Here is a 16,158-nt window from a genome sequence, read left to right on the forward strand (position 1 = left end):
CTATGCTCCGGCCGCAGCCGCTAGGTAAGCCTTGTCAGGATTACCACGCATCGCAATCGCCCGGCCTTCCGGTCGTGGGCGGACGCGGGCCAGCACCAACGACGGGCAGGGCGTTCGCGCACCCACCCGCTAAAAATTAGTAGTACATGCGTCCTGGGAGGGAGCACCATGTCAGTGCAACATCGCCACATTCCGGCAGGCCGGACTGTGGGTCAGCGTTCGATCCGTGATTTCCGCCGCTCCGTGATGGCCCTCAGTGTGGCCACGCTGTTGAGCGCGCAGGCCTATGCGCAGGATGCGACCACCCAGCAGCTGGACACCGTGCAGGTCACCGGCACGCGCAGCAGCGTCACCAAGGCGCAGTTGGTCAAGCAGAACGCCGAGCAGATCGTCGATTCGATCGTTGCCGAAGACATCGGCAAGCTGCCCGACAACAATGTCGCAGAGGCGCTGCAGCGTATCTCCGGCATCCAGATTTCGCGCAACTACGGCGAAGGCAGCTCGATCGCCATCCGCGGCCTGACCCAGGTGCGCACCGAACTCAATGGCCGTGACATCTTCACCGCCAACGATGGCCGTGGCCTGAGCTTCGAGGACGTGTCGGCCGAACTGCTAGGCGGCGTCAACGTGTACAAGAATCCCTCGGCCGACATGATCGAAGGTGGCCTGGGCGGCACCGTCGACCTGCGTACGCGCCTGCCGTTCGACTACGACGGCCGCAAGATCGCCGGCAGCGTGCAGTACAACTATTACGACCTGGCCGACGACGGCAAGCCGGCGTTCTCGGGCCTGTTCAGCGACCGCTGGCAGACCGGCATCGGCGAGATCGGCCTGCTGGTGAACTACTCGCAGCAGAAGAGCCCGTTCCGCCAGGACACCATCTCGATCGAGCCGTGGTACACGCAGACCGACCTGCCGGGCTACGAAGGCCAGCAGATTTCGGTGCCGCACGGCGCCGGCATCAACACCACCGTGGGTGAGCGCGAGCGCAAGACCGGTGCGTTTGCGATGCAGTGGCGTCCGAACGATGCGGTCGAGGTCTATACGCAGGTGCTGCGTTCGGACTACGACTTCAGCTGGCATGATTATTCGTTCTTCGCGCTGACCGGCGCCAACCCGATGCAGGGCTTGCCCGGCATCCAGGTCAACGACCGCAACGAGTTCGTCAACGGCTCGTTCCAGAATGTGCCGACCGAGTCCAACACCAGCCTGACCGAGCGGCATTCGGTGACCACCGATTACTCGCTGGGCGCCAAGTGGACGGTCAACGAAAAGCTGACCCTGAGCACCGACTTCCAGTACGTCGATGCCACCACCACCGGCACGCGCTACATCCTGTCCACCGGTCAGGCCACCAGCCCGCAGTTCAACGTCGATTTCCGTGGCGACCTGCCACGGTTGTCGGTGACCGATTCCAGCGGTGCGGAGGGCTATCTGGCCGACATCAACAACTACAGCGGCTGGCGCTATCACCTGGACAACAAGGACGACAACAAGGGCACCGAGTTCGCCTGGCGCGCCGATATGGATCTTGCCTTCGACAGCGACTTCGTGCGCAGCTTCAAGGCCGGTGTGCGTTACACCGACCGCGATGCCGAAACCAAGGGCAACATCTATCGCTTCATGTGCATCAACAACTGCGCAGGCGCACCGTTTTCGCAGTTCCCGAACGTCGGCGTGGTGACCAATCCGATCACCGATTTCTTCCGCGGTGAAAGTCATGCCTTCGGGCCGACCCTGACCGCATCCGATGCGGCAGTGGCGAACTATCAGCAGACCCTGGCCGCCTTCGGTGCCAGCCCGCTGGAATTTGCGCCCAACAACATCAATACGCAGAACGAGAAGACCTACGCGGCCTACGGCGTATTGCGTTTCGGCGTGGATGGCAGCATCCCGTTCGACGGCAACATCGGTGTGCGCGTGGTGCGTACCGAAGTGGGCTCGCAGGGCGTGCGCACCGGCACCGATGCCGAAGGCGGCGGCCTGATTCCGGTGGATGCGCAGCAGACCTACACCGATGTGCTGCCGAGCTTGAACCTGCGCTGGATGCTGAGCGATCAGCTGCAGTGGCGTTTTGCGGCCTCGCGCGGCATTTCGCGCCCGACCTTCGACAAGCTCAACCCGAACCTGAGCCTGAGCACCGGCACCTCCAACGGCGCCTCGACCTTCACCGGCAACGCGGGCAACCCGAGTCTGGAAGCGGTCAAGGCCGACCAGTTCGACACCGCGCTGGAGTGGTACTTCGGCCAGGGTTCGATGATGTACGGCACCGTGTTCTACAAGAAGGTGGAAGGCTTTATCGCCAACGCCGTCTTCAATGAGGTGTACGACGGCCAGGTGTGGCAGATCACCCGTCCGGTCAACGGCGATGCCGGCAAGATCCGCGGCGCGGAATTGGGCTACACGCAGTTCTTCGACTTCCTGCCGGGCTGGTTGAGCGGCTTCGGCCTGCAGACCAACTACACCTATGTCGACAGCGAGGCGCCCAGCCCCACTGCCACCGACACCAACGGCCAGTCGTTGACGGTGCCGCTGGAAGGCCTGTCCAAGAACAGCTACAACGCGATTCTCAGCTACGAAACAGCGCGCTTCCAGGGCCGTGTGGCCTACAACTGGCGCAGCGACTGGCTGGTGACCACTGCGGGCAACGGCACCGGCAATCTGCCGGTCTACAACAAGGGCTTCGGCCAGCTGGATGCCTCGCTGCGTTTCAACATCAATGATGTGTGGTCGATTTCGCTCGATGGCGTGAATCTGCTCGATACCCGCCGCGAAAGCTACCTGGGTGTCGAGTCGCGCTACCGCGACTTCGTGATCAACGATCGTCGGTATGGCCTGACCTTGCGGGCCAGCCTGTAGAACGCGCCGTAGGAAGTGCGTCTCCGGTCCGGCGAGCTGTGCAGGCAGCTCGTTGGGCCGGTGTTTTTCCTATCGATGGCGACGCCATCGATCGCGAGGGGAGCCGGAGGAATGATCGCCTTGATCGATCCGCCTACTAAGCGCCGACTTTTCGCAGCAGACGCATGCGTGGCCGCTATGGCCCTGATGCTGCTGGTGCTCTTCGCTACGTCCCGGGTGCATGCGGCCGAGCCCGCCACGCCGGGGCCGTATCAGTGGCGCAGCGTCGCCATTGGCGGTGGCGGCTTTGTCACCGGTGTGCTGTTTCATCCCGCCGAACGCGATCTTGCGTATGCGCGCACCGATGTCGGTGGTGCCTACCGCTGGGATGCGCAGGCGCGGCAGTGGGTGGCGCTGACCGATTGGCTGGGCGCCGACGACTGGAATCTGATGGGGATCGACGCCTTTGCGGTCGATCCTGCCGACCCGAACGCCCTGTATCTGGCCGCGGGCACCTACATGCACGAACGCGCGGGCAATGCGGCGGTATTGCGTTCGTTCGATCGCGGCAAAAGTTTCGAACGCGCCGAGTTGCCGTTCAAGCTCGGTGGCAATCAATTGGGCCGCGCCAACGGTGAGCGGCTGGCCGTGGACCCGCACGACGGCCGTGTGGTGTTGCTGGGCTCACGCGATGCAGGCCTGTGGCGCAGCGACGATCGCGGCGTGCACTGGGCACGGGTGGAGGCATTTCCTGCCGATGCATTGGCAGGCGCCACGGCGCGCAATCATGTCGGACGCGAGCAGGCCGTGGGGATCGCTTTTGTCGTCTTCGATGCCGCCAGCGGCCGCGCCGGCCGTCCGACCCCGCGCATCTATGTCGGCGTATCCACCGCGCAAACCAGTCTGTATGTCTCCGAGGATGCCGGCCGCAGCTGGTCTGCGGTGGCCGGGCAGCCCAAGGGCCTGCGTCCCAGTCATATGGCCGGCGGCAGCGATGGGCAGTGGTACCTGAGCTACGGCGACCAGCCCGGGCCGGACCTGATGGCCGGCGGCGCGCTATGGAACTACGACGCGGCGCAGCGCCGCTGGCGCGAGATCAGCCCGATCCCGCAACCGGCCAGCGGCGATGGCTTCGGCTGGGGCGCGGTGGCGGTGGACCCGCAACAACCGCACGTGTTGTTGGCCAGCACATTCCGCCGCCGCACGCCGCGCGATGAGTTGTTCCGCAGCAGCGATGGTGGGCGTAGCTGGACGCCGCTGTTGGCGAACGCGCAGTTCGATCACAGCGCCGCGCCGTGGACGGCGCACGCAACGCCGCACTGGATGGGCGCGCTGGCGATCGATCCGTTCGACAGCAACCACGCCCTGTTCGTCACCGGTTACGGCATCTGGGCCTCGCGCAATCTGCAGGATTTCGCTGCACGAAGGCAGCCGTTGCAGTGGTGGTTCCAGGACCGTGGGCTGGAAGAAACCGTGCCGCTGGATCTGCTCAGCCCGATGGGCGGTGCGCATCTGCTCAGCGCGTTGGGCGATATCGACGGCTTTCGGCATGATGCACTGGACACTGCGCAGCTGCAGTATCTGGGCCCGCGCCTGACCAATGGCGAGAGCATCGATGCCGCCGGGCAGGCCGCGCAATGGGTGGTGCGCAGCGGCACCGTGCGCGATCGCCGCAACAACGAGGTCCGTGCGCTGTATTCGCGCGATGGCGGCGCGCAGTGGACGGCGTTCGCCAGCGAGCCGCCAGCCGGGCAGGGCGCCGGCAACATCGCCATCGCCGCCGATGCATCCCATGTGGTGTGGGCACCGGACAAGGGCGGCAGCTGGCGTACCGCCGACTTCGGCAAGCACTGGCAGCGGGTGCAGGGGCTGCCCGAGACCGCAGTGGCGGTGGCCGATCGCGTCGATGCGCGGCGCTGGTATGCCGTGGATACCGCCAGTGGGCGCTTGTACGAGAGCCGCGATGGTGCAGCGAACTTTCGCGACACCGGTGCCCAGGCCGGCAACCCGGCGCGTGACGAACGGGCGCGCCCGCAGCTGCGCCCGGATCCGTGGCGGGCGGGGGTGGTGTATCTGGCCAGCCCCGCGCTGGGCGTGATGCGCTGGCAGGACGGGCGTTTGCAGACCTTATCCAGGCCGGATGAGGCGCGTTCGCTGGGCATCGGCAAGGCACTGCGCGATGGCGCACCGCCGGCGCTGTATCTGGCCGGCCGCGTGGATGGAGTGGACGGCGTGTTCCGCTCCGACGATGAAGGCGCGCACTGGTTGCGCATCAACGACGACGCGCACCGGTTCGGCAAGCCCTACAGCGTCACCGGCGATCCGCGCATCCCCGGGCGTGTGTACTTCGCCACCGGTGGCCGTGGCATCTTTTACGGCGATCCACGATGAGCGCTGCATCGCTGTGCGCGTCGTCGCGCTGTCTTACCGTGTACGGCGGCATGCGCCGTCGCATCGCTGCGCGCCGAGTGGCCGCGCCGACCCTGGAGATCACTGCATGACCGTTTCCCTCATCCGTCGTGGCTGCCTGTTGGGCCTGGTGCTGGCCAGCCCTGCCGTGTTGGCGCAACCGAGCCTGCCGTTGTTGTTTGCCGACGGCGCGGTGCTGCAGCGCGACCAGGCGATGCCGGTGTGGGGCTGGGCCACGCCCCATGCCGCCATCACGGTCAGCTTCGACGGCAAGCGGGCCACCGCCAAGGCCGATGCCGAGGGCCGGTGGAAGGTGAGCCTGCCCGCGCACAAGGCCGGCGGCCCCTATGTGCTGAGCGTGCAGGGCGACGGCGGCCAGTTGCAGGTGCGCGATGTGCTGGTCGGCGATGTGTGGCTGGCCAGCGGTCAATCGAACATGGAGTGGCCGTTGGCGCAGGCCAGCGATGGCCCGCAGGCGGTGGCGGCGGCCAACGACCCGCAGTTGCGGCACTTCAAGGTGCCCAAGTCGTGGTCGCTGCAGCCGGAAGCGCGCCTGAGCGGCGGCGACTGGAAGTCCGCCACGCCGGACAACGCCGGCGAGTTCACCGCAGTCGGTTATTTCTTCGCCAAGGAGTTGCGCGCCAGCACCGGCGTGCCGATCGGCATCGTCAACAGCACCTGGGGCGGCAGCGCGATCGAGGCGTGGATGGATGCGGCCTCGCTGGGCCTGGATGCCGGGCAGAACCAGGGCGCGATCGAAGCGATCAAGCAGCGCGATGCCGCTGCGCAGGCCGCCACCGGCAAGCGCATCGCGCGCTGGCCCAAGGTGGATGGCGAGATGCCGCAGTGGCGCCAGGCGTCGTTCGACGACAGCGACTGGGACAGCATCCCGACCAGCCAGCAGTGGGAATCCAGCGGCTATGACGGCATGGACGGGATCGCCTGGTATCGCACCACGGTCACCCTCAGCGCTGCCGAAGCCAAGGCCGGTATCACGCTGGGCGTGGGACAGATCGACGACTCGGACATCACCTACGTCAATGGCCAGCAGGTGGGCGCGACCGAAAAGCAATGGAACCTGCCGCGCGTCTACAGCGTGCCGGCTTCGGCCTTGCATGCAGGGGTCAACCACATCGCCGTGCGGGTGGAAGACCTCAGCGGCGGTGGCGGCATGCATGGCCCGGACGAGCAGCGCTTCGTGCAGACCAGCGCCGGTGCCAAACGCGGGTTGGGCGGCTGGAAGTTCCGCCCCGCCGCCGTGCGTGTATCGCTGGTCGACAACAAGAACCAGCTGCCCACGCTGCTGTACAACCAGATGATCCATCCGCTGCAGCCGTTCCCGGTCAAGGGCGTGATCTGGTACCAGGGCGAAACCAATGCCAGCGACACCGGCGCGGTGAAATATCGCCAACAGTTCGCCGCGATGATCCAGCAATGGCGCGCCGAACGCGGCGCGAAAACGCTGCCGTTCCTGTGGGTGCAGCTGGCCAACTTCAAGGCCGGCGGCGACAAGGGCGAGCTGAGCCCGTGGGCACTGTTGCGCGAGTCGCAGTCCAAGACGCTGGCGCTGCCGGCGACCGGGCAGGCGGTGATCATCGATATCGGCAACCCCACCGACATCCATCCCACCAACAAGCGCGATGTCGGCCATCGTCTGGCGCTTGCTGCACGTCATGTGGCGTACGGCGAAACGCTAGTGTACAGCGCGCCGGTGTTCAAGCGCGCAAGCTTTGACGGTGGCGAAGCGGTGCTCACGTTCGACCTGCAGGGCAGTGCACTGCAGGTGCGCGGCGGCGGTGCAGTGCAGGGCTTCCGCATCGCCGGCGCCGATCAACGCTTCCACCCGGCCACCGCGCAGATCGATGGCGAGCGCGTGACCGTGCGCAGCGCTGCGGTGACCGCACCGGTGGCCGTGCGCTACGGCTGGAGCGAGAACCCGGACGACGCCAACCTGGTCAATCGCGAACATCTTCCCGTTTCCCCCTTCCGCACCGATACCTGGTGACACGGAGTCTTATGTCCATGCATTCCCCCGTTGCGCGCGTCATCTCCCATTCCAACGCACGGCGTTGCCTGCGTCCGCTGCTGCTGTCCGCGCTAACGCTGGCGTTGGCGGCATGTCAATCCGGCGAGCAGGACGACAAAGCCAAACCGGCCGCGGTCGCACCCACTGCCGGTAGCGCAGCGACCGCGCCTGCCACGGCAGCGGCGCCGGCTGCGCAGACGCCGATGCCGCAGTTCGTCAGCAAGGACGGCAAGCACGCATTGATGGTCGATGGTGCGCCGTTCCTGATCCTGGGCGCGCAGGTCAACAACTCCAGCAACTATCCCGGCGTGATGGACAAGGTGTGGCCAGCGATGCAGGTGCTCGGCCCCAATACCGTGCAGGTGCCGATCGCCTGGGAGCAGGTGGAGCCGGAAGAAGGCAAGTTCGATTTCTCCTTCGTCGATACGCTGCTCACGCAGGCGCGCGAGCACAAGGTGCGGCTGGTGCTGTTGTGGTTTGCGACCTGGAAGAACAACGGCCCGCAGTACGCGCCGCATTGGGTCAAGACCGACAACCAGCGCTTTCCGCGCGTGATCACCCGCGAGGGCAAATCGATCGGCTCGTTGTCGCCGCATGCGCAAGCCACCCTGGAGGCAGACCGCAAGGCATTCGTCGCCTTCATGCAGCATCTGAAAAAGGTGGACCCGCAACACACCGTGATCATGATCCAGCCGGAGAACGAGCCGGGCACCTACGGCAGCGTGCGCGACTTCTCGCCGACGGCGCAGAAGTTGTTCGAAGGCCCGGTGCCGGATGAGCTGATCAAGCGCTTGAACAGGCAGCCGGGCACCTGGGCACAAGTGTTCGGTGCCGATGCCGACGAATTCTTCCACGCCTGGTCGATCGGTCGTTATATCGATCAAGTCGTCGAGGCCGGCAAGGCCGAGTATCCGTTGCCGATGTACGTCAATGCCGCGCTGCGTGGTCCGTTCAATCCCGGCCAGCCCGGCCAGTACGCCAGCGGTGGCCCCACCGACAACGTGCTGGATGTGTGGAAGGCCGCCGGCCCGCATATCGACCTGCTGGCGCCGGACATCTACATGCCCGAGTACCGCATGTACACCACGGTGCTGGAACGTTATGCACGCCCGGACAATGCGCTGTTCGTGGCCGAAACCGGCAACCGCCCGGAGTACGCGCGCTATCTGTTCCCCACGCTGGGCCACGACGGCATCGGCTGGTCGGCGTTCGGCATCGACTACACGCGTTATTCCAACTATCCGCTGGGCGCCAAGCACGTCAACGCAGAAACCCTGGCCCCGTTCGCGCTGGGTTTCGAACTGGTCAAGCGCGGCATGCGTCCGTTCGCCAAGGCCGCGTCCGAAGGCAAGCTGCACGGCACTGCCGAAGAACCCGGCCAGGCGGTGCAGGAGCTGCAGCTCAACGAACGTTGGGGCGCCACCATCACCTACGGCGTGCCGCAGTTCTGGTTCAAGGGCGAGCCGCCGGGCAACCCCGAGCCGATCGGCGCGGCCTTGATCGCCGAGCTCGGCCCTGACGAATTCCTGGTCACCGGCTACCACGTGCGCGTGACCCTGCATCCGGCAAGCGAGGCGACCGCCAACATGCTCTACGACCGCGTCGAGGAAGGCGTCTACGACGGCAGCGACTGGAAGTTCGAGCGCAACTGGAACGGCGACCAGACCGATTACGGCGTCAATTTTTCCAGCGCGCCGCAGCTGCTCAGGATCAAGCTGACCACTTACAAGTAAGCCTGCACGGCCGCCTGCTGCGCAGCCCGATCGCTGCGCAGCACGCCGTCTTCCAGGTCGAACGCAACGAACCCATGCGTTGCCCCCCCCGCGGCAGCGTTTCGTAATTCCAAGGGAGTGAACATGCAAACCATCAACCGTTCCGCCGGCCATGCGCCTGCCACCCGACGTACACCGCTTGCGCAGTGCCTGGCCTTGTCGCTGGCCTTGCTGGCCAATGCCGCGCACGCGCAGGAAGTGCGCAAGGCCGCCGACGGCGTCACCGTGGTGCCGAGCGCCAAGGGCGCCGCACCGGTGCGTCTGCAGGTGGTCGATGCCGGCATCATCCGCGTCAGTGCCGACCCGGATGGCGACTTCGCGCGCAGCCCCAGCCTGATGCGCGTGCCGGTGCAGGGCGATGGCAACTTCCAACTGGCCGAGCAGGGCGACAGCGTGCAGCTGAAGACCGGCAAGGTCACCGCCACCGTGTCCACCGTCGATGGCCACGTCAGCTTCGCCGACGCCAACGGCAAGCCGGTGCTGTCGGAAGTGGCCGGCGGGCGCAGCTTTGCGCCGCTGAAAGTGGAAGGCAAGCAATACCTGAGCGTGCGCCAGCGCTTCCAGTCGCCCGATGACGAAGCGCTGTACGGCTTCGGCCAGCACCAGCAGGGCTGGATGAACCAGAAGGGCCGCAATGTCGAGCTGCAGCAGAACAACATCGACATGGCGGTGCCGTACCTGGTGTCCAGCCGCAACTACGGCCTGTTGTGGGACAACAATTCGATCAGCCGCCTGGGCGACCCGCGCGGCCTGCAGCCGCTGCCCAAGACGCTGAAGTTGTACGACGCCAAGGGCAAGGCCGGTGCGCTGACCGCGCGTTATGCGATCAACGGCAAGCAGATCGTCGAGCGCCGCGAGAGCGAGGTGAACTACCAGTACCTCAGCGACCTGACCAAGTACCCGAAGAAGGCGATCACCAAGGACAAGGACAGCCGCATGCAGGTCACCTGGGAGGGCGAGATCGAAGCGCTCACCGGTGGCGAGCACACCTTCTCGCTGTATTCGAGCGAATACGCCAAGCTGTACGTAGACGGCAAGCTGGTCGTCGATCGCTGGCGCCAGAACTGGAACCCCTGGAATCACGAGTTCAAGCTGGATCTGGAGCCGGGCAAGCGCCACACCGTCAAGGTCGAGTGGGACCTGATCGACCCCAGCTACATCGCGCTGCTGCACCGCGACCCGCTGCCGGCCGCCGAAGCGAAGGACCTCTCGCTGTGGTCCGAAGCCGGGCAGATGATCGACTACTACTTCGTCTCGGCCGATTCCTACGATCAGGCCGTGGCCGGCTACCGCGCGCTCACCGGCAAGTCGGTGATGCTGCCCAAGTGGGCCTACGGCTTCTGGCAGAGCCGCGAGCGTTACAAGAGCCAGGACGAGTTGGTCGGCGCGGTGGCCGAGTACCGCAAGCGCAAGCTGTCGCTGGACAACATCGTGCTCGACTGGTCGTACTGGCCCGATAATGCCTGGGGTTCGCACGATTTCAACCCGCAGCACTTCCCCGATCCGGACGGCATGGTCAAGGCCGTGCACGACATGCATGCGCAGATCATGATTTCGATCTGGCCCAAGTTCTATCCCACCACCGCCAACTACAAGGAACTGGACGCGGCCGGTTTCATGTTCAAGCGCAACGTGGAAGTGGGTGAGCTGGACTGGATCGGCAAGGGCTACAAGAACTCGTTCTACGATCCGTATTCGGAAAAGGCGCAGGCGATCTACTGGCGCCAGGTCAACGAAAAGCTCAACAGCAAGGGCTTCGATGCGTGGTGGATGGACGCCGACGAACCGGACGTGCATTCCAACCTGGACATCGGCGAGCGCAAGGCGCGCACCACGCCCAACGCGTTGGGCTCGTCCACCGAGTACTTCAATTCCTACCCGCTGCCGCACACCCATGGCGTGTACGTGGGCGACCGTGCGGCCGACGACAAGCGCGTGTTCATCCTCTCGCGCAAGGGCTACGCCGGCACCCAGCGCAATGCGGTGGCGGTGTGGAGCGGCGACATCGTGTCGCGCTGGGACGACATGCGCGACCAGATCTCCGGTGGCGTCAACATGGCGCTGTCGGGCCTGCCCAACTGGACCTTCGACATCGGCGGCTTTGCGGTGGAGAAGCGCTACGAAAACCAGGACCCGGCGCACCTGCCGGAATGGCGCGAACTCAACACGCGCTGGTTCCAGTTCGGCGCATTCGTGCCGATCTTCCGCTCGCACGGCCAGTTCCCGTACCGCGAAATCTGGAACATCGCCCCGGAAGGCACGCCGTTCTACGAGAGCATGGCGTACTACAACCGCCTGCGTTACGCGCTGCTGCCGTACATCTACAGCCTGGCCGGCGATACCTACCAGCGCGATGGCGTGATCATGCGCGGCATGATGATGGACTTCCCGAACGACCCCAAGGTCCGCGACATCAACGACCAGTACCTGTTCGGGCCGGCCTTCCTGGTCGCACCGGTGACCCGCTTCGGCGCCACCTCGCGGCAGGTGTATCTGCCGGCCGGCAGCAGCTGGCTGGACTTCGCCACCGGCAAGCGTTACGAGGGCGGCCAGAGCATCGAAGCGGCTGCGCCGATCGAGCGCATGCCGTTGTTCGTGCGTGCCGGTTCCATCGTGCCGACCGGCCCGGTGCAGGAATACGTGGATCAGACGCCGGATGCGCCGCTCACCGTGGTGGTCTACACCGGTGCCGACGGCCAGTTCTCGCTGTATGAGGACGACGGCAAGGGCTACGGCTACGAGAAGGGCGAGTTCAGCCGCATTCCGCTGGTCTGGAACCAGGCCAGGGGCGAGCTGAGCATCGGCAAGCGCGAAGGCAGCTGGACCGGCATGCAGGCCAAGCGCACCGTCAACGTGCGCTTCGTCGACGGCCCGCGCGAGGACGCCGGTGTGCTGGAGCCCAGGACCGATGCCAGCATCCAGTACGACGGCAATCCGGTCAGCGTGTTGCAGCGCAAGATTGCGTCCGGCAAAGCGCGTCGTCGATGATCGCAAGCTGTCGTCAGTCGATGAGCAAGCAGATGCCGGAACGCCGCAAGGCAGTCGCGGGCGGTTCCGGTGAGGCAGCACGGTGGTGGCCGTGCTGACCCGTCGCGAGCTGTGCAAGGCAACCGGGGCCGCCATCGCGGTTCTGGGCGCTGCGCCAGCAGCCGCGCAGGCGGCGCGGTCTTCGAAAGGACCCGCGTTGCCGGCCGTGGCAGCGGCCGACGCCCTTCAGTTGTGGTATCGCGAACCGGCCAATGAGTGGGTGGAAGCCCTGCCGGTCGGCAATGGACGCTTGGGCACGATGGTGTGGGGCGGCATCGCCCACGAGCGTCTGCAGCTCAACGAAGACACGCTGTATGCAGGCGGACCCTACGATTCCACCAGCCCGGATGCATTGGCGGCCCTGCCGCAGGTGCGTGCGCTGATCTTCGCCGGGCGCTACGCAGAGGCCGAACAACTGGCCGATGCCAAGCTGCTTTCGCGCCCGCTCAAACAGATGCCGTATCAACCGCTGGGCGATCTGTTGCTGGATTTCGATCGCGCCGACGGCATCAGCGAGTATCGCCGCCAGCTCGATCTGGACACTGCGGTAGCCACCACCACGTTCCGCTCCGGCGGCGCGCTGCATCGGCGCGAGGTGTTCGTGTCGGCGCAGTCGCAATGCATCGTGGTGCGCCTGTCCTGCGATCGGCCACGCGCGATTTCCCTGCGCGTGGGCATCGACAGCCCGCAAACCGGCGCGGTCACGGTGGAGCAGGGCGGGCTGTTGTTCAGCGGCCGCAACGGCAGCTTCGCCGGCATCGACGGCAAGCTGCGTTTCGCCTTGCGCGTGTTGCCGCAGGTCAAGGGCGGCACGCTCAGCGGTCTGCGCGACCGCCTGCGCATCGAGGCCGCCGATGAAGTGGTGCTGCTGCTCACCGCCACCACCAGCTACCAACGCTTTGATGCAGTCGATGGTGATCCTTTGGCATTGACCGCAGCAAGCATGCAGAAGGCGGGCAAGCTGGACCATGCCGCATTGCTGCGTGCGCATCTGGCCGATCACCAGCGGCTGTTCCGGCGCGTGGCGATCGATCTCGGCAGCAGCGAAGCGGCGGCACTGCCCACCGACGAGCGCGTGCAGCGTTTTGCGCAGGGCAACGACCCGGCGCTGGCCGCGCTGTATCACCAGTTCGGTCGTTACCTGCTGATCTGCAGCTCGCGGCCCGGCAGCCAACCGGCCAACCTGCAGGGCATCTGGAACGACCTGATGCAGCCGCCGTGGGAAAGCAAGTACACCATCAACATCAACACCGAGATGAACTACTGGCCCAGCGAGGCCAACGCGCTGCACGAGTGCGTCGAACCGCTGGAAGCCATGTTGTTCGATCTGGCCAAGACCGGCGCGCACACCGCACGTGCGATGTACGACGCACCGGGTTGGGTGGTGCACAACAACACCGATCTGTGGCGGCAGGCCGGTCCGATCGATGGCGCGCAGTGGAGCCTGTGGCCGATGGGCGGCGTGTGGCTGTTGCAGCAGTTGTGGGACCGTTGGGACTACGGCCGCGATCGCGCCTATCTGAGCAAGATCTACCCGTTGTTCAAGGGCGCCGCGGAGTTTTTCGTCGCCACCTTGGTGCGCGACCCGCAGACCGGCGCGATGGTGACCAATCCGTCGATCTCGCCGGAAAATCAGCATCCCTTCGGTGCGGCCGTGTGCGCCGGGCCCACCATGGATGCGCAGCTGCTGCGCGATCTGTTCGCCCAATGCATCGCGATGAGCAAGCTGCTCAAGGTCGACGACGCCTTCGCGCAGCAATTGAGCGCGCTGCGCGAGCAATTGCCGCCCAACCGCATCGGCAAGGCGGGGCAATTGCAGGAGTGGCAACAGGACTGGGACATGCAGGCGCCGGAGATCCATCACCGTCATGTCTCGCATCTGTACGCGCTGCATCCCTCCAGCCAGATCAATCTGCGCGATACGCCCGAACTGGCCGCCGCGGCCAAGCGCACCCTGGAAATCCGTGGCGACAACACCACCGGCTGGGGCATCGGCTGGCGCCTGAATCTGTGGGCGCGTCTGGCCGACGGCGAGCATGCCTACCGCATCCTGCAACTGCTCATTTCGCCGGAACGGACCTATCCCAACCTGTTCGATGCGCATCCGCCGTTCCAGATCGACGGCAACTTCGGCGGTACCGCCGGCATCACCGAGATGCTGCTGCAAAGCTGGGGCGGTAGCGTGTTCCTGTTGCCGGCCTTGCCCAAGGCCTGGCCGCGCGGCAGCGTGCGCGGCTTGCGCGTGCGTGGCGGTGCCAGCGTGGATCTGCAATGGGAGGGCGGTCGCCTGCAGCAGGCACGCCTGCACAGCGACCGTGGCGGGCGCTATCAACTGTGCTACGCAGGGCAGACCCTGGACCTGGAACTGGGCGCAGGCCGCACCCGGCAGGTGGGCCTCAACAACAACCGATTGGTGACGCAATGAGCTTGTACGTAGGACTGGATGTGGGCACGCAGAGCGTCAAGCTGGTGGCCTACGATCCGCAGGAGCGCGCCGTGGTCGCCACCATCGCCGCGCCGATGGAGCTGATCAGCCGCGACGACGGCACCCGCGAGCAGCAGGCGCAGTGGTGGATCGACGGCATCGTGCATTGCTTCGCGCAGCTCGATGGCGAGCAGCGTGCGCGCGTGCGTGGCATCTCGGTCTCCGGCCAGCAGCACGGTTTCGTGCCGGTGGCCGCCGATGGCAGCGTTACCGCACCGGTCAAGCTGTGGTGCGACACCAGCACCGCGTTGGAATGCGACGAGATCATGGACGCGGTCGGTGGCGCCGCCGGCAGCGTGGCCGCTGCGGGCAACCCCATCATGGCCGGCTACACCGCCTCCAAATTGCCGTGGACACGCAAGCATCGCCCCGAGGCGTATGCGGCGATGACCACGGTGATGCTGCCGCACGACTACATCAACTTCTGGCTCACCGGCGAGCGCTTTGCCGAAGTCGGCGATGCCTCCGGCACCGGTTGGCTGGACGTGCGCGCGCGGCGGTGGTCCGAGCGCATGCTCGGCGCGGTGGATGCGCAGCGCGACCTGCGCGAGGCACTGCCGCCGCTGGTGGAGACCGGCGCGGTCTATGCCTTGTCCGACGCAGCCGCCGATGCCTTGAACCTGCCGGCCGGCGTGCGCGTCACCACCGGCGGTGGCGACAACATGATGGCCGCCATCGGCACCGGCAACGTGGTGCCCGGGCGTCTGACCATGAGCCTTGGCACGTCTGGCACCTTGTTCGCCTATGCCGATCACCCGGTGGTGGACGACGACGCACGCTGGGCCGCGTTCTGCTCCTCCAGCGGTGGTTGGCTGCCGTTGATCTGCACCATGAACTGCACGGTCGCCACCGAGGCGGTGATGCGCATGTTCTCCATCACCCGCGCGCAGACCGAGGCAATGATCGCCGACACTGCGCCAGGCGCCGACGGGCTGGTGCTGCTGCCGTTCTTCAACGGCGAGCGCACGCCCAATTTGCCGGATGCACGCGGTTGCCTGTTCGGCATGGATCTGCACAACACCACCGCCGCGCATTTCTATCGCGCTGCGATGGAAGGCGCCACCTACAGCCTGCGCAACGGCTTTGATGCCTTCGTTGCCGCTGGCCTGCAGTTCGATACCATCCTGCTCACCGGCGGCGGCAGCAAGAGCGCGCAGTGGCGGCAGATGGTCGCCGACGTCTTCAACCTGCAGGTCGTGGTGCCGACCCAACCCGAAGGCGCCGCCTTCGGTGCCGCGCTACAGGCGCTGTGGGCCTGCGACCGCGACGACGGCGGCGCCGCCGCGTTGTCGGAGGTGGTGCTGGAGCACCTGCAGGTGGACGACGCGCTTGCCGCACAGCCCGACCCGCAGCGCGTGGCCCAGTATCAGCAGCACTACCAGCACTTCCTCAAGCACCTGCATGTGGTCAGCCCGCTCTACGCCGGCTGATCGACACGCTTTCTACAACTCCCCCAGCAGCAAGGACATTCCACCCCATGAGCACCACCATCTACATCGGCGCCAAGGAATATTTCCCCGGCATCGGCAAGATCGGTTTCGAAGGCCGCGACTCGGACAACCCGCTCGCGTTCAAGGTCTACGACGCCAACAAGCAGGTCG

At 65.9% G+C, this 16,158-nt stretch carries 7 protein-coding genes; all 7 read left to right on the top strand.

The genetic code is table 11. The features are described 5' to 3' along the window. Positions 1–168 precede the first annotated feature (168 nt). The 7 genes from XarbCFBP7408_RS07870 to xylB all read left to right on the top strand — a co-directional run bounded on the left by XarbCFBP7408_RS07870 (position 169) and on the right by xylB (position 15,987). Entirely contained in the window at positions 169–2,859 is a 2,691-nt protein-coding gene (locus XarbCFBP7408_RS07870; RefSeq protein ID WP_104562469.1) for a TonB-dependent receptor, read from the top strand. Positions 2,860–2,970: 111 nt separating this feature from the next. Further along, the gene (locus XarbCFBP7408_RS07875) at positions 2,971–5,229 is read left to right on the top strand and encodes a WD40/YVTN/BNR-like repeat-containing protein (protein ID WP_104562470.1); all 2,259 of its coding nucleotides are present in this window, start codon (positions 2,971–2,973) and stop codon (positions 5,227–5,229) included. A gap of 106 nt (positions 5,230–5,335) precedes the next feature. Next, positions 5,336–7,252, top strand: coding sequence for a sialate O-acetylesterase (locus tag XarbCFBP7408_RS07880; protein WP_104562471.1), 1,917 nt, complete (start codon positions 5,336–5,338; stop codon positions 7,250–7,252). Between the two features lie 11 nt (positions 7,253–7,263). After that, positions 7,264–9,006: a GH35 family beta-galactosidase GalD gene (gene galD, locus XarbCFBP7408_RS07885; RefSeq protein ID WP_181106419.1), complete on the top strand. Its 1,743-nt coding sequence runs from the start codon at positions 7,264–7,266 to the stop codon at positions 9,004–9,006. A 123-nt stretch (positions 9,007–9,129) separates the two neighbouring features. Further along, on the top strand, positions 9,130–12,033 hold the full coding sequence (locus XarbCFBP7408_RS07890) for a TIM-barrel domain-containing protein (protein ID WP_104562472.1): 2,904 nt from the start codon (positions 9,130–9,132) through the stop codon (positions 12,031–12,033). Positions 12,034–12,124: 91 nt separating this feature from the next. Further along, positions 12,125–14,497: a glycoside hydrolase family 95 protein gene (locus XarbCFBP7408_RS07895; protein WP_181106425.1), complete on the top strand. Its 2,373-nt coding sequence runs from the start codon at positions 12,125–12,127 to the stop codon at positions 14,495–14,497. Beyond that, positions 14,494–15,987: a xylulokinase gene (gene xylB / locus XarbCFBP7408_RS07900; RefSeq protein WP_104562474.1), complete on the top strand. Its 1,494-nt coding sequence runs from the start codon at positions 14,494–14,496 to the stop codon at positions 15,985–15,987. Before XarbCFBP7408_RS07895 ends, xylB begins: the two co-directional genes overlap by 4 nt. Positions 15,988–16,158: the final 171 nt, after the last annotated feature.

This window comes from Xanthomonas arboricola pv. guizotiae (genome assembly GCF_002940205.1).
GTDB classification, from domain to species: domain Bacteria; phylum Pseudomonadota; class Gammaproteobacteria; order Xanthomonadales; family Xanthomonadaceae; genus Xanthomonas; species Xanthomonas arboricola_C.

Excerpts from the sequence above, each read along its gene's own strand:
- XarbCFBP7408_RS07870 (WP_104562469.1), top strand. The coding sequence starts at position 169 with ATGTCAGTGCAACATCGCCACATTCCGGCAGGCCGGACTGTGGGTCAG.
- XarbCFBP7408_RS07875 (WP_104562470.1), top strand. The coding sequence starts at position 2,971 with ATGATCGCCTTGATCGATCCGCCTACTAAGCGCCGACTTTTCGCAGCA.
- XarbCFBP7408_RS07880 (WP_104562471.1), top strand. The coding sequence starts at position 5,336 with ATGACCGTTTCCCTCATCCGTCGTGGCTGCCTGTTGGGCCTGGTGCTG.
- galD (WP_181106419.1), top strand. The coding sequence starts at position 7,264 with ATGTCCATGCATTCCCCCGTTGCGCGCGTCATCTCCCATTCCAACGCA.
- XarbCFBP7408_RS07890 (WP_104562472.1), top strand. The coding sequence starts at position 9,130 with ATGCAAACCATCAACCGTTCCGCCGGCCATGCGCCTGCCACCCGACGT.
- xylB (WP_104562474.1), top strand. The coding sequence starts at position 14,494 with ATGAGCTTGTACGTAGGACTGGATGTGGGCACGCAGAGCGTCAAGCTG.